14 protein-coding genes are annotated in these 13,878 nt (G+C 35.0%); 9 read left to right on the top strand and 5 right to left on the bottom strand.

What is annotated here, in order from left to right:
• Nucleotides 1–421 precede the first annotated feature (421 nt).
• On the top strand, nucleotides 422–1,012 hold the full coding sequence (locus H7U22_RS15880; RefSeq protein WP_187072325.1) for a DUF502 domain-containing protein: 591 nt from the start codon (nucleotides 422–424) through the stop codon (nucleotides 1,010–1,012).
• A 249-nt stretch (nucleotides 1,013–1,261) separates the two neighbouring features.
• Here the strand turns inward: H7U22_RS15880 and H7U22_RS15885 are convergent, their stop codons facing one another.
• The 4 genes from H7U22_RS15885 to H7U22_RS15900 form a co-directional block, all read right to left on the bottom strand.
• A complete protein-coding gene (locus tag H7U22_RS15885; RefSeq protein ID WP_187072326.1) occupies nucleotides 1,262–1,756 on the bottom strand; it encodes a hypothetical protein in 495 nt (164 codons plus the stop codon).
• Nucleotides 1,757–1,777: 21 nt separating this feature from the next.
• Nucleotides 1,778–2,281: a hypothetical protein gene (locus tag H7U22_RS15890; RefSeq protein WP_187072327.1), complete on the bottom strand. Its 504-nt coding sequence runs from the start codon at nucleotides 2,279–2,281 to the stop codon at nucleotides 1,778–1,780.
• Nucleotides 2,282–2,411: 130 nt separating this feature from the next.
• Nucleotides 2,412–3,119 (bottom strand): LOG family protein, encoded by a 708-nt coding sequence (locus H7U22_RS15895; protein ID WP_187072328.1) that lies wholly within the window; start codon nucleotides 3,117–3,119, stop codon nucleotides 2,412–2,414.
• Nucleotides 3,120–3,136: 17 nt separating this feature from the next.
• On the bottom strand, nucleotides 3,137–4,645 hold the full coding sequence (locus H7U22_RS15900; RefSeq protein WP_187072329.1) for a sodium:solute symporter: 1,509 nt from the start codon (nucleotides 4,643–4,645) through the stop codon (nucleotides 3,137–3,139).
• A gap of 246 nt (nucleotides 4,646–4,891) precedes the next feature.
• Between H7U22_RS15900 and recR the strand changes: the two genes are divergently transcribed.
• The 4 genes from recR (at nucleotide 4,892) to H7U22_RS15920 (ending at nucleotide 8,106) form a co-directional block, all read left to right on the top strand.
• On the top strand, nucleotides 4,892–5,509 hold the full coding sequence (gene recR, locus H7U22_RS15905; RefSeq protein WP_187072330.1) for a recombination mediator RecR: 618 nt from the start codon (nucleotides 4,892–4,894) through the stop codon (nucleotides 5,507–5,509).
• 3 nt (nucleotides 5,510–5,512) lie between these two features.
• Nucleotides 5,513–6,247, top strand: a complete 735-nt coding sequence (locus H7U22_RS15910; RefSeq protein ID WP_187072331.1) for a PI-PLC domain-containing protein — start codon at nucleotides 5,513–5,515, stop codon at nucleotides 6,245–6,247.
• 47 nt (nucleotides 6,248–6,294) lie between these two features.
• The gene (locus H7U22_RS15915; RefSeq protein WP_187072332.1) at nucleotides 6,295–7,113 is read left to right on the top strand and encodes an SDR family oxidoreductase; all 819 of its coding nucleotides are present in this window, start codon (nucleotides 6,295–6,297) and stop codon (nucleotides 7,111–7,113) included.
• 147 nt (nucleotides 7,114–7,260) lie between these two features.
• Nucleotides 7,261–8,106, top strand: a complete 846-nt coding sequence (locus H7U22_RS15920; RefSeq protein ID WP_187072333.1) for an alpha/beta hydrolase — start codon at nucleotides 7,261–7,263, stop codon at nucleotides 8,104–8,106.
• Between the two features lie 135 nt (nucleotides 8,107–8,241).
• On the opposite strand, the gene H7U22_RS15925 is transcribed toward H7U22_RS15920, so the two are convergent.
• The gene (locus tag H7U22_RS15925; protein ID WP_187072334.1) at nucleotides 8,242–9,186 is read right to left on the bottom strand and encodes an ion channel; all 945 of its coding nucleotides are present in this window, start codon (nucleotides 9,184–9,186) and stop codon (nucleotides 8,242–8,244) included.
• A 310-nt stretch (nucleotides 9,187–9,496) separates the two neighbouring features.
• Here H7U22_RS15925 and trpD point away from each other — a divergent pair, with 310 nt between their 5' ends.
• The 4 genes from trpD (at nucleotide 9,497) to trpA (ending at nucleotide 13,258) form a co-directional block, all read left to right on the top strand.
• Nucleotides 9,497–10,483, top strand: a complete 987-nt coding sequence (gene trpD, locus H7U22_RS15930) for an anthranilate phosphoribosyltransferase (RefSeq protein ID WP_187072335.1) — start codon at nucleotides 9,497–9,499, stop codon at nucleotides 10,481–10,483.
• Entirely contained in the window at nucleotides 10,480–11,121 is a 642-nt protein-coding gene (locus H7U22_RS15935) for a phosphoribosylanthranilate isomerase (protein WP_248284774.1), read from the top strand. Before trpD ends, H7U22_RS15935 begins: the two co-directional genes overlap by 4 nt.
• Nucleotides 11,122–11,221: 100 nt before the next feature.
• Nucleotides 11,222–12,403 (top strand): tryptophan synthase subunit beta, encoded by a 1,182-nt coding sequence (gene trpB / locus H7U22_RS15940; RefSeq protein WP_187072336.1) that lies wholly within the window; start codon nucleotides 11,222–11,224, stop codon nucleotides 12,401–12,403.
• Between the two features lie 90 nt (nucleotides 12,404–12,493).
• A complete protein-coding gene (trpA, locus tag H7U22_RS15945; RefSeq protein ID WP_187072337.1) occupies nucleotides 12,494–13,258 on the top strand; it encodes a tryptophan synthase subunit alpha in 765 nt (254 codons plus the stop codon).
• The last annotated feature ends 620 nt before the right edge of the window (nucleotides 13,259–13,878 follow it).

The following is a 13,878-nucleotide window of genomic DNA, read 5'->3' on the forward strand; positions in this document are numbered from 1 at the left end:
TACAAGTGAACTAATAAACTTTATTCATTTGGCTAGGTATTCTATGCACTTCGCGAACTAATAAACTAATGATTAGTAAATCAATGAACTTTATTCATTTGGCGAGGTGTTTAATGCACTTTGCTAAGCAATGAACTACTGACAAATGAACTAATAAACTTTATTCATTTAGCTAGGTGTTTTATGCAATTTGCTAACCAATGAACTAATCACAAGTAAACTAATAAACTTTATTCATTTAGCTAGGTGTTCTATACACTTTGCAAACCAATGAACTACTGACAAGTGAACTAATGAACTTTATTTTTAACTAGGTGTTTTATGCACTTTGCTAACCAGTGAACTAATGACTGGTGAACTATTGAACTACTGACAAGTGAACCAATGAACTTTTCTGAAGAATTTTGAATAAGTTTGCACCATGAACAAAGTCGGGAAAGTCATTTTAAACTATCTAATTAAAGGTTTATTAATTGTTGTACCCATTGCTGTGAGTATTTTCATTGTAGTTTGGGCGGTTACCACTGTAGATAGCTGGTTAAATGTAAACAACATTTTAGGTGTAAACCCTCATACTGGCGAAAGTAGAAACATTCCTGGTTTAGGATTACTAACCGTATTAACCATCATTTTATTGGCAGGAATTTTTGTAACTAACTTAGTTACAGAGCCGATGTACAATTGGTTTCAGCGGATCATGCATCGCTTACCATTGCTCAATTTCATTTATTCTTCTATTAAAGATTTAACTGAGGCTTTTGTTGGTGATGAAAAGAAATTTAATCACCCTGTATTGGTAGAAGTAGAGGGAGGACTGAAAAAAATTGGTTTTTTAACGCAAAACGATCTGAAAAAACTGAATCTACCAGATGAAGTTGCGGTTTACTTTCCGCTTTCTTATTCTTTTGCTGGTCAGCTTTGTATTGTTAAAAGAGATAAGGTTTCCGATTTGCACATGAGCGCAGCTGATGCTATGAAATTAGTAGTAAGCGGTGGTGTGAGTGGATTATAGATTAACCCGAAAAATTTGTTTTAAGGAATCGCTATGTAGGGACAGGGGGAGGATTTTATTTCTATAACTTCTTGGCGTTTTACTATTTTGCATTATCGATGGAAGCGAAATACTTTTGGCTGTCACCCAGAGCATAGTCGAAAGATAGCCAAAAGATACAGTGCACAGCCCAAAAGAGATGGCTTTACCACGTGTTAAAACGCCCAAATTATTTCTCTTTTTACAACATTTAAACGTGCCAAAGTTTATCTAAAAAACATTCCTAAAGAAAAATAAAAAAAGCACGAAAAGAATAAAGAGAAATAGAATCCGAGCAAAATATTCTCTAATAAATAAGCCACAAAATACGAGCATATCATCATCTACATTAGTGTTAATAATTCCTCTTCCGCTTGATGCGCTAAATAGAATCTGCTTATCTGTATGGTTATTTAAAGACCACCTACTGAGCCAGCTGTTTTGAAAACTCCAATCGAATTGTTCTCCGGATTTAAACGTTATTTTTGCTTTAAAACCTAGTAAATCATAATTTATTTTGGCTAAAACTTCGTTCTGATTATTTAGTAATAGCGTTTCTGGATTGGAAAAACCGCTGCTTTTTAAAAGGTAAATTCCTTTTTGCGTGGTGGCTATGGCAGAATTTTTAAAAGAGCTAAAGTTTAAAGAAAACCTAAGCAAGCCATCTTTTAGCACATGGTAGTTGCTATCGAAAGTGCCTTTGCTCCAGTTTAAAATTTGCTCCATGCTTTTAATCGTTATTTTAAGTTAGTGATGTCTTGAGGTTGTAGCAACCATAATTGGTATGAAACAAGCAACAAGTGCAGCACCCCTTTTGTTATAAATTTGTTTTATAAATAACCCTGAAATAATAAGAAGACTGTTATCTGTGTTGGAAGATATAAGACCGCTATTTGAAGATGAGCTATATACAATATTGGCATCTTTGTAATTGGATACCACGAATTGTGATTTCCAAAAGTTAGTCGATTTCCATTCATATCGCTCGCCTGAATTCATGCTAATTACGGCTTTCGATTTCCAGCTATCATATGTAATAATGGCAACAAGATCGTTTGTTTTTTTATCAAAAACATTTGTTTTGGGTTGCCAAAATCCAACACTTGTAAAAAAATAGTTTTTATCTTCAAACGTAGATTCCGCATCGCTTTTCCAAGCGTTAAAAACAATCGCACCTCTTTGAATTCCATCAACAAAAAGCTCAAATTTTGAGTTCAGCCAATTTCTTTTCCAGTTAATAAATCTTGCCATTCTAAATCTATTTTATTTTAGAGAGCACTTCTTTCTAGTTGTTACAATATAAAACATAAAGCATAAAAAAAGTGCTTGAGAAAACAAGCACTTCTTATCTGTAAAATTAATTAATCTGAATAATTTTATTCTAGAAATTAGGTTTAAGCACATATTTGTTGTAAAAACGGAAAATATGCTCCGCTGCTTCTTCAGCGGTATCAACAAGGCGGAATAAGTTTAAATCTTCTTCGTGGATGTTGTGTTCTTTTTGCAACATCGTTCCTTTAATCCACTCAATTAATCCACCCCAATAATCGGTACCAACCAACACGATAGGGAAACGGGCAATTTTACCAGTTTGAATTAAGGTTAAAGCTTCAAAAAGTTCATCCATAGTTCCGAAACCGCCAGGTAGTACTACAAAACCCTGACTGTATTTCATGAACATTACCTTGCGTACAAAGAAATAATCAAACTCCAGTAATTTATTGTGATCGATGTATTTGTTGTGGAATTGTTCAAATGGCAACTCAATATTTAAACCAACAGATTTACCTCCGTTAGTATGAGCGCCTTTATTACCAGCTTCCATAATACCAGGGCCACCGCCCGTAATAACCCCATAACCGCGATCGGTTAATAGCTTTCCGCATTCTTCTGCCAATTGATAATATCTATTCGTTTGTGCTGTACGGGCAGAACCGTAAATGGTAACACATGGGCCAATTTTAGCTAGTTTCTCAAAACCATCAACAAACTCGGCCATTATTTTAAAAATCTGCCAAGAATCGGTAACTTTTATTTCTTGCCAATCTTTATTTTCAAAGGCACTTCTAATTTTTTCTTCACTCGTCATATACTGTTATTCTAATATTAAAATCTGGTTTGTTGATCTGTTTTTTTGCTGATCAACAATAAACCTAAAAATGTGATTAAACCGTTTATCAAAATCAGTTCAACACTAAAAACGTAGCCACCTAATAATGTAGTAGAGAACGTTGCAAGCAAGTAACATAAAAAAGGTGATAATATGCAAACTATAGGAACTAATTTATCGTGCAAGCCCCGTTTTTTTACAAATAAACCAAAACTGTAAAGACCTAAAAGCGGTCCGTATGTGTAGGATGCTATAGTAAAAATCAAACTCACAACGGATGAACTATTGAATGCATTAATTACAATTATGACCAAAAACATTAAAATTGAAAACATAACGTGAACGGTATGGCGTTTTTTAACCGCATTGGCATCATTCAGTTTTTCTGCCTTATTCATACCCAAAAAATCGACACAGAATGATGTTGTAAGAGCTGTTAGCGCAGAATCTGTTGTGGCAAATGTTGCAGCGGTTAAGCCCAGCATAAATACTATGGCTGGGATTGCGCCTAAGTTATTAAGTGCAATTTCTGGAAATAACAAATCCGTTCTAGGTTTCGAAGTAATGTGATCCAAAGGAATATCGATCCCATTTTTTGCAGCGAAAATATATAATAGTGCACCAACGCTCAAAAAGAAAACATTCAAAATCACGAACACTCCGGTAAAAGTAAACATGTTTTTCTGCGCCTCTTTTATGGTTTTCATACTGAGGTTCTTCTGCATCAAATCTTGGTCTAAACCCGTCATGGCTATGGTTACGAAAATACCACCAATAAACTGTTTACTGATGTGGAATTTATTGGTAAAGAAATCATTCAGAAAGAAGATTTTCGAATAACTGCTGTTTTTTACGGTTTCAAAAGCTTCGGGGATATTGAAATTTAGGCTGTTGCAAATAAAATAAATAGTCAAGAAAACAGATAAAACCAAGAAAAAAGTTTGCAGGGTATCGGTTATAATAATGGTTTTTAATCCACCCTTAAAGGTGTACGACCAAATTAATGCTAAGGAAATAAGAACGGTGAGCCAAAACGGTACGCCATAATTATCGAATATAAAACGCTGTAAAACAATAACAACCAAGTACAATCTTGTTGCAGAACCAAGCGTGCGACTCAATAAAAATATAGATGCAGCTGTTTTGTAGCTATAATGCCCTAAACGCTGTTCTATATAACTGTAAATGGATGTTAAATTCATCCGATAGTAAAGTGGCAATAAAACTGTTGCAATAATTATGAAACCAACTGCATTGCCCAAAACAAACTGAAAATACTGGAACTGATTACCCGCAGGAGCACCAACTTCACCAGGAACAGAAATAAAGGTTACGCCAGAAAGTGCTGTTCCAATCATTCCAAAGGCAACTAAATACCATTTAGAATTTTTATTGGCGGTAAAAAAAGTAGAATTATCGGATGAGTTTTTGGATGTAGCAAATGAAATAATAATCAGAAGTAAAAAATAACCGATTAAAAAACACAAGAGGATGGTTGGCGACATAGTTTTGTTTTAAGCTGCTAAATGTAAGAAATTACCTAGTAAAGTCAATACTGTAAAATGTGTTATAATGATTGTTTGATTGTACAATTGTTGACTTATCTAATAGAATTATTAACAGATGCAGCAAAGTAATAATTGGTAAGGAAGATTAACGATTAATAAATGCCGCAATATTTTGCACAACAATAAAGCAATATAACAATCAAACAATTTTTCCTATCAACCATTTTTGCATATTTTTGTAACATGAATTTTTCATCCAAACTGCTAGAAGATGCAGTAAGCGAATTCTCTAAATTACCAGGTGTTGGGCAGAAAACGGCGTTGAGATTGGTTTTACATCTTTTAAATAAGGAACAAGAAGAAGTTAACCTGTTTGGAAATACGTTAATTAAGCTTAAACAACAGATTAAAAACTGCAGCATTTGCAATAACATTTCAGATTATACGGTTTGCGAAATTTGTACCTCACATAAGCGAGATAAAGAAACCATTTGTGTGGTTGAAGATACTAGAGATGTAATGGCAATCGAAAATACGTCTCAATATTTTGGCGTTTACCACGTTTTGGGTGGATTGATTTCTCCGATGGATGGAGTTGGCCCAGCAGATTTGTTTATAGATGGATTAGTTTCTAGAGTAGGGGCAGGAGATATTAAGGAGGTTATTTTGGCGTTAAGTCCGAATATGGAGGGTGATACAACGCTTTTTTACCTCTACAAAAGATTAAAAGAATTTAATGTTCCGATTACAACAATTGCCAGAGGAATTGCTTTTGGTGGTGAATTGGAATATACCGATGAAATTACTTTAGGTCGTTCGATAATTACTCGTGTGCCTTACGAAAACGCAATGATGAAATAAATAATGAAGAAAATCCTCCTTTTTAGTTGGTTAAGTATTTTAAGTTTAGTGCTCCAAGCACAGGTTAAAATCCATTCTCATAATGATTATACGCATCAAAATCCTTTTTATAATGCTATAGAAAATAAGGCTTTTTCCATCGAAGCGGATATTTTTTTAGTAGGCGATTCGTTAATTGTATCGCATAGCAGAAAAGAAATTAAAGCAGAAAATACTTTAGATAAAATGTATCTGAAGCCTATTCAAGCACTTTCTAAAACAGATAAGTTTTATTCTTTTCAATTAATGATTGATGTTAAAGATAGTTTCAGTTTAACTTATCCAGTGCTGTTAAAAACATTAAAAAAGTATAAATACGACTTCGAGAAAAAGGGGATAAGGGTTTCTATTGTAATTAGTGGGAACCGTCCGAAAGACGCTGATTTTAATAACTATACCGAAGTTTTTTTTGATGGACTGCCCAATCATATTTATTCGCCAAAGGATTTAAAAAGAGTAGTCATGATTAGCGACAATTTTGCAGCTTATTCAGGTTGGAAGGGTATTGGCAGAATTTCTGAAGCCGATCAAGCTAAACTGAAAGAATTGATTGAAAATGCTCATAAAATTGGAAAACCTTTTCGCTTTTGGAATGCACCGGATAATGAAGCCAGCTGGAAGTTACTTCTCAATTTAGGCGCAGATATTATTAATTCAGATAAGGTTGCAGAAGCGACAAATTACTTTAAAGCACATTAGATTGTATCATTTCCTGATATTTTCTACTAATACCTGATACCGAAAAAATGAATTTGAAAGATAAAGTTATCATCATCACTGGCGCATCAAACGGAATAGGGAAAGCTTGTGCCGAAGAATTTGCCAAGCGTGGTGCGAATTTGGTTTTGGCAGCCCGTCAATATGTGACGCTTTGCGAAATTACAGCCGATTTAGAAAAGAAATATAGTATTAGAGCAGTAGCTGTTCAGGCAGATGTGAGCAAAGAAGCTGATTGTGAATTGATTATTAAACAAGCCTTAGTTTCTTTTAATAAAATAGATATTCTTGTTAATAATGCTGGTTTATCTATGCGAGCTTTATTTAACGATTTAGATTTATCAGTGCTTAAAAACCTAATGGATGTAAACTTTTGGGGAACAGTTTATTGCACAAAATATGCCTTACCCGAGATTTTGAAAACCAAAGGAACGGTTGTTGGGATATCATCTATAGCTGGTTATCGTGGTTTGCCAGGCAGAACGGGTTATTCAGCTTCTAAATTTGCAATGAATGGTTTCATGGAATCTTTACGTACTGAACTTTTAAAAACAGGTGTGAACGTTTTGGTTGCTTGTCCTGGTTTTACCACCTCAAATATTCGTGTAGCAGCTTTGGCTAAAGACGGCGTTGCTCATGGCGAAACCAGCATGGAAGAAGGTAAAATGATGACATCTGAAGAAGTAGCAACCATAATTGCTGATGGAATAGAGAAACGAAAACGAACATTAATAATGACTGGCCAAGGTAAATTGGCCGTTTGGATGAATAAGCTGTTTCCCGCTTTTGTAGATAAAAAGGTGTTTGATTTGTTCGCGAAAGAGAAGAATCCGTTGATAAAAGGTTAGATGGAAGACGGAAATTGTAATTTCATCGAAAGTCTATGGGGATTTTAAACCATCATCCATTTTCCATAATACATCTTCCATTCTCAATAAATCCACATCCACAACAATTACGTTTGTTTACTGTTGAATGGATAAGCCATTTTAAATATGATAAAATACCTAGTTTTAGTAATGCTCCTGTTTCAAACGATAATATCTTCAGCGCAGGTAAAAACTGCAAAAAATATAAGTTACGCTAACAATTCTGAAGTAGGCAATACGCTCAATGTTTTCTACAAAAACGATGGCGTAAAAGATAAACCTGTACTCATTTTTATTCATGGCGGTTCTTGGAGTAGTGGCAAAAAGGAAACGTATTGGTGGCTGGGTAGAAACTTCGCTCGGAAAGGTGTAGTTACTGTAATCATTAATTATTCCTTAGCTCCAAACGCTCAATACGAAAAAATGGGTAATGATTGTGCATTGGCGGTAAAATGGGTTCAGGAAAATATCACTAATTATACAGCAAGCCCTAAAAAAATATTCGTGATGGGGCACTCAGCAGGGGCTCATTTGGGAGAGCTTATTAATGCCGATCCAAAATATTTTCAACATACCGGAATTAAAAACCCAATTAAGGGGGTGATATTAAATGATCCATTCGGCTTAGATATGAAGGAGTATTTGAGTACAGCCGAAAAAGATGATTTCTATTTTGACTTTATTAGAACTTTTACCGATAAGCCTGCCGTTTGGAAATTGGCATCACCGTTAGACTATGTTAATAATATTAAAAATCCTCACTTACTTTTCTATGGAAGTAAAACCTATGGTGCCATAAAACTACAAACCCCAAGATTATATGAAAAGCTAAAGGAGAATAATATTCCTGTAGAGATTAAGGAAATTAAAGGTAAAAGCCATGTCCCTATGATAAGTCAGATGATTTTTGGAGGAAATGATTTGTATAAGGATATTGTGGAGTTTATTACAAATGTTTCTTCTAGTAAATAATGCATATTCACTTGAGTGAATACAGAGCCATTTCATTATTATTTGATTGACAAAAAACTATTTTTGGATGGATTAACTATCCCAACCGATTAAGCTTTAGTTGCACAAACCAGCCCTTGAGAGATTCCCGAAAAATTAATCAATCATGGTTTCAGTTTTATCAAGTAGGCTATAATCCAATACCGTTTTGCCCTCTTCGTTGTGGTAATGCATAATTTTAAACTTCGCATTCTCTTCAATATCCTCATCTTGGTAACTTGTTCTGGTGTGGATCGTTTGAGCGAAAGTATCATCAAAAGCTTTTAAAATCACGAAAATTTCTACCTCGGCAACTTTTAATTCATCCAAAGTTTTTTCAAACATCGGACTATCTTCCGTAATTGGGTGAACGAGCGTCCAGTTTAAGGACAATATGCTGATTTTACTGCGCTCTAATTCTAATGGATAAAAGCTTCTTTTCAATTTGCCATCAATTGTTTCATTAAATGTCATGAACATTTGAACTTCAATATCAATCAAAGAATTTCTACGCAAATTAACCAAACGACACATTAAGCCAGTTTGGTTTTGATAAGGTGCTATAACCATTTTTTTACTGAAAGATACTTTTGAGGTCGGCCTACTGAAACGCCCATAAAGCAATCCTGTAGCTAAGGCAAATGCAAGCAAACCTAGCATACTTTCGAAAGCGGCAAGAATACTGGTCACAAAACCCTGCGGTGAAATATGTCCATAACCAACGGTAGAGATGGTTTGAGCAGAAAAGAAAAAAGCATCGAAAAATTGATCACGCAGTGTAACACCTTTAGCACCATCTAAATTTTCGATTCCGACTACGTTATACGCAACGGCAAAAAGTGTATTTACGATAAGGTAAACAATCAGAATAACAAAGAAAAAGCGGGGCCAGCTCATGGTAACCAAGCGGGTATAGGTATCGTCGAATTTAAACCATGGCAAACCTGTACGCTCTATATTTGGCGTTCCATCGGTATTTAAAACCCTTTGATTTTTGAGTACCGGAGCCGATCCGAAACCCAGATCATCATTAAACTGTACTTTTCTTTTAAAGAAAGCCATATATTTTAGAAAGATTTTGGAATTATAAAAAAGTATATCAATATTTGTTCTATACAAACATGATAATTAAAAACTTAAATAACAATTGGTGGTGGCATAACGAAATTCGTTAGGCAAATTCTATTGTTATATATTTTAAAATATTTAAACACAATTAAGAGGATTGCCCAAAAAGCAATCCTTTTTTTTATGGCATTTTTTTAAACAACACTATGGTGTTAAAAAATAATTAACCACAGATGGAAAGGATGAACACAGATAAAATATTGAAGGAAAATCTGTGTGAATCTGTGGTTAAAATAAAAGGAACATGAAAAAGATATTAAACCATTTATTCGAAAATAAGAGTTTCAGTAGGGAAGAGGCAAAGAATATACTGATATCTATTACTCAGGGCGAATTCAATTCTTCGCAAATTGCTGCATTTATTACGGCTTATGCCATGCGAAATATTACGGTTGATGAATTGCAGGGTTTCCGTGATGCAATGCTTGATTTAGCTTCAAAAACGGATTTCTCTAATTACGAATTAATTGATCTTTGTGGAACAGGCGGAGATGGGAAAGATACTTTCAATATTTCTACACTTTCATCTTTTGTAGTTGCTGGTGCCGGATATCAAGTTGCAAAACATGGTAATTACGGGGTGTCATCTGGTTGTGGTTCTTCGAATGTAATGGAATATTTGGGTTATAAATTCACAAATGATCAAGACATTTTGAAACAAGATTTAGACACAGCAGGAATTTGCTTTTTGCACGCACCGTTGTTTAATCCTGCGATGAAAATTGTAGCGCCAATCCGTAAAGATTTAGGCATTAAAACATTCTTTAACATGCTTGGTCCAATGGTTAATCCTTCTCAACCAAAATATCAAATGGTTGGCGTTTTTAGCTTGGAACTGGCCCGTTTATACAATTACCTTTATCAAGATACGACAAAAAATTATACTATTGTGCATGCGCTCGAAGGTTACGACGAGATTTCTTTAACCTGCGATGTGAAAACTTTTAACAACAAGGGTGAAAGCATTTTGACCTTAAGTGATATGGGTTTTGAAAAGGTTTCTACGAACGATATTAAAGGTGGCGATACTGTAGAATCATCCGCAAAGATATTTATGGATGTTTTAAATGGAGAAGCAACAGATGTACAAAATAATGTAGTGCTCTGCAATTCTGCTCTAGCCATTAAAACCATAAAACCTAGCGCAACCTTTGCTGATTGCTTTTATGAAGCAGAAGAATCGTTAGCAAGCAAAAAAGCATTAAACAGTTTTAAAAAATTGGTAGCATGATCAACACCAAGGCAATAAAATTGAAAGTGTGTGGAATGAAGTTCGCAGCCAATATTGCGAAGATAGCTGAACTCCAACCAGATTATTTAGGCTTTATTTTTTATGAAAAATCGCCTCGGTTTATAAATGATGTTTCTGCAGAGCTGATAAAATACATTCCCGAACAGATTAAAACAGTTGGTGTTTTTGTAAATGAAGAGGTAGAAATAGTAAAAGAAAAAATAAACTTACATAAGCTTAAAGCTGTTCAGTTACATGGAAATGAATCTGTATATTATTGTAAAGAATTAAAATCTACGTTTCGCGGATTAGAAGTGATCAAGGCTTTTGGTGTTGATGAAGAATTTGGTTTTTCTGTTTTAGAGTCATATATAGATGTAGTAGATTTCTTCTTGTTTGATACCAAAACGAAAGCGCATGGCGGTTCGGGTAAAACGTTCGATTGGAAGATTTTAGAAAAATATACATTAAACAAACCTTACTTTTTAAGTGGAGGGATTGATTTGGAGCACTTAAATGTAATAGCAGAAATTGATGATCCTCGATTATATGCGCTTGATATTAATAGTCGGTTTGAAGTTGAACCGGGAGTGAAAGATGTGGAGAAGGTTAAGGAATTTAAAATAATGATAAAATAAGCGACTGTCATACAGAGGCACTAACGATCTGAAAGCGATGAAAAACTGTTGCTAATATTTAACAGATCCTTCGTTCCTCAGTAGGACAAAATTTATAGATATGAAATACAAAGTAAACGAAAAAGGATATTATGGAGATTTTGGTGGAGCATACATTCCTGAGATGCTTTATCCAAACGTTGAAGAATTGCGTCAGAATTATTTGAAAATTATTGCTGATGTGGATTTTCAAAAAGAATTTCATCAGTTAATGAAAGATTATGTTGGTCGCCCTTCGCCATTATATTTGGCTAAAAGATTATCTGAAAGATATGGCGCAAACATTTTCTTGAAAAGAGAAGATTTAAACCATACGGGTGCTCATAAAATTAACAATACGATTGGGCAAATTCTTCTAGCAGAAAAGTTAGGTAAAAAGAGAATTATTGCCGAAACAGGTGCGGGTCAGCATGGTGTTGCAACGGCTACTGTTTGTGCTTTACGCAATCTGGAATGTGTAATTTACATGGGTGAGGTGGATATTGAGCGTCAGGCGCCAAATGTTGCCCGAATGAAAATGTTGGGGGCAAAGGTTGTTCCTGCAAGTTCTGGAAGCAAAACCTTAAAAGATGCCACCAACGAAGCAATGCGTGATTGGATTAATAATCCTGTTGATACGCACTACATCATTGGTTCGGTTGTTGGGCCACATCCTTATCCTGATATGGTGGCGATTTTCCAATCTATAATTTCTGAGGAAACCAAAAAGCAATTGTTGGAACAAACTGGAAGCGATCAACCCGATTACGTTTTGGCTTGTGTAGGTGGTGGAAGCAATGCGATGGGTATGTTCTATCATTTTATGGATGATGAAAATGTAAAACTTATCGCTGTTGAGGCGGCAGGAAAAGGCGTATCTAGTGGTTTTTCTGCAGCAACAACATACTTAGGAAAAGAAGGTGTTTTACATGGTAGTAGAAGTATTCTTATGCAAACACCAGATGGGCAAGTTGTAGAACCACATTCTGTTTCTGCAGGTTTGGATTATCCGGGTATTGGCCCACAACATGCCCATTTGTTTAAAACAGGTCGTGGAAAATACGTTTCTATTACCGATGAAGAAAGTTTAGATGCAGGTTTATTGCTTACTCAATTAGAGGGAATTATTCCTGCAATCGAAAGCGCTCACGCACTGGCTTATTTAGAAAAAATGGAATTTAAAAAGGGCGAAAATGTAGTGGTTTGCTTGTCGGGTAGAGGCGATAAGGATTTAGATACGTACATTAAATATTTTAATTTATAAGATAAATCGTCATTGCGAGGTACGAAGCAATCTGCTTCAATGCCATAGATGAGATTGCTTCGTGCCTCGCAATGACGAAAATTTAATATCATGAACAGAATCAAACAACTCTTCCAAGAGAAGAAAAATATATTATCGATTTATTACACTGCAGGTTATCCAAATACTGTTGATACCATTCAAATTGCTGAAGCTTTAGAAAAATCTGGTGCTGATATGCTAGAAATTGGGTTTCCATATTCAGATCCAGTAGCTGATGGACCAGTTATTCAAGCCAGTAGTAAACAATCTCTGGATCAAGGCATGAACTTGAAATTGCTTTTTGAGCAATTGAAAGATCTGCGGAAAAATGTTACTATTCCTGTTTTATTAATGGGTTATGTGAATCCTGTTTTGCAGTTTGGTGTAGAGAATTTCTGTAAGTCATGTGCTGAGGTTGGTGTCGACGGCTGTATCGTTCCGGATTTACCTATGGTTGAGTATGAAGAATTTTATAAAGGTTATTTTGAAGAACATAATTTAAGCAATGTATTTTTAATTACGCCTCAAACTGCTGAAGAGCGAATTCACAAAATTGATGGACTAACAAATGGGTTTATTTATTTGCTTTCATCATCAGCTACTACTGGTAAAAACCTTGAAGTAGGTGATGCAACAGAAACTTATTTCGGCAGAATAAAAAACATGAATCTTAAAAACCAAACAATGATTGGTTTTGGGATTAGCGATAGAAAAACTTTTGATAAAGCTTGCTCGTATGCTAATGGAGCTATTATTGGTACGGCTTTCGTTAAGGCAATTGAGAATGGGAATATAGAGGAAAGTGTGAGTGGTTTTATGAAGGAGTTTAAATAGTTGTTTAACCACAAAGGCACCGAGAACACAAAGAATTTAAAGGCTTTGTGTTTTTTTTATTTAAAGTTTTCGTTATTACGAGGCACGAAGTATTACTAATATGGATTTCAATAAACCTAAAGATCATTGTAGCCTCTCGCAACCTCTTTTTTAATTTTACATCTTCGTTTATATAGCATAGAAGTAATCCTTGAAATAAGATTTTAAAGTTCAAAGGTTTCTCCGTTCCGCTGTGCCCAGCTGAAATGACGGTAGCTTTAGGAAAGATTAGGTGCAAAATGTTTAAAAACTTTGAGGGGCAACTCCCCTCCTTATTTTCAAGGAGGGGTTGGGGGTGGTTTATTTGTTTATTGCAATTATACTTCCCAAACCCTGACTCCAGCTGAAATGACGACTGTTTTAAAAAAGGATTTGAAACTTAATTCAAAGGTTTCTCCGTTCCGCTGCGCTCCAGTCGAAATGACGGAAGCTTTAGGAAAGATTTGAACTTATTGTTTCAAAGGTTTCTCCGTTCCGCTTCGCTCCAGTCGAAATGACGACCACCTTAAAAGCCCTCCGTTTGGGATATGCGCTACAGCTGAAATGACAGTAGCTTTAGGAAAGATTAAGTGCAAAATGTT

Origin of the sequence: Pedobacter fastidiosus (genome assembly GCF_014306625.1) — a bacterium.
Classification (GTDB): Bacteria; Bacteroidota; Bacteroidia; order Sphingobacteriales; family Sphingobacteriaceae; genus Pedobacter; species Pedobacter fastidiosus.